This window comes from Parendozoicomonas verongulae, from assembly GCF_009711465.1.
GTDB lineage: Bacteria > Pseudomonadota > Gammaproteobacteria > Pseudomonadales > Endozoicomonadaceae > Sansalvadorimonas > Sansalvadorimonas verongulae.
Genome location: NZ_SMME01000524.1, coordinates 1 through 712, shown reverse-complemented (window position 1 = coordinate 712; position 712 = coordinate 1). Strand labels below are relative to the sequence as shown.

Sequence of the window (712 nt, the reverse complement as noted above, 5' to 3'; positions counted from 1 at the left end):
CAGGTAGAAACCCCGGATCAGGAAAAACAGTGGCATTTTATGGCTGGTTAAGCCCAGATGATCCCGACCCTGACTGCCGGTAAAATCATCGGGATAAGTGTGATAACGGAATGGATGATCAGGGTAGAGTTCACGGCAGGGGCGCCCGGTATCTCGCAGGTGCCTGGCAAAACACTCCTGACCTTGGCGATTCTGAACGGCACTCCAGTAAAGAATCTCCCTGGCGGTACTGCTGAGCCACTTTTTATAGCATGGGGTATTCGGAAACAGGTCTCCCAAGCGGGTTTCATCACCCAGAAGACTCTGCAGAAAGCTGGTGAAATGGGTATCTATCCAGTCAGCCAGCCGTTGACAAGAGGTCTGGTTAAGGTAATACCAGTCCAGGCTCTTTCTGTGCAAGCGCATATAGTGCAATAGACCGACCATGAGATTGGAGCAGATAATATTCACAAAAGCCGCACGCTGGGCAACGGTTGGAAATTGCCAGCCACTGTCTTCCCATAAGCGTATGTTGCTAATGGTGCCATAGAGCTCTGCATCTCCGATATCCCGTAATCCGGAAAACCCCCAGTCTGACTGCTCTGTGACCTTGGTATCCCAGTAACTGATGCTGCCAGGAAAGGCGTTGATAACAGCATGGGTGTTTGAGAACAGTTCCGGTAGTAAAATTTCTGCCCTGTTCTCTGCAAAGTTGTGGAACAGGGCTGCTGTT

1 protein-coding gene is annotated in these 712 nt (G+C 50.6%); it reads right to left on the bottom strand.

Annotated features, from left to right (window positions below):
• The coding region (locus E1189_RS22760; RefSeq protein WP_196220956.1) for a hypothetical protein at positions 1–712 on the bottom strand (712 nt) is incomplete at both ends.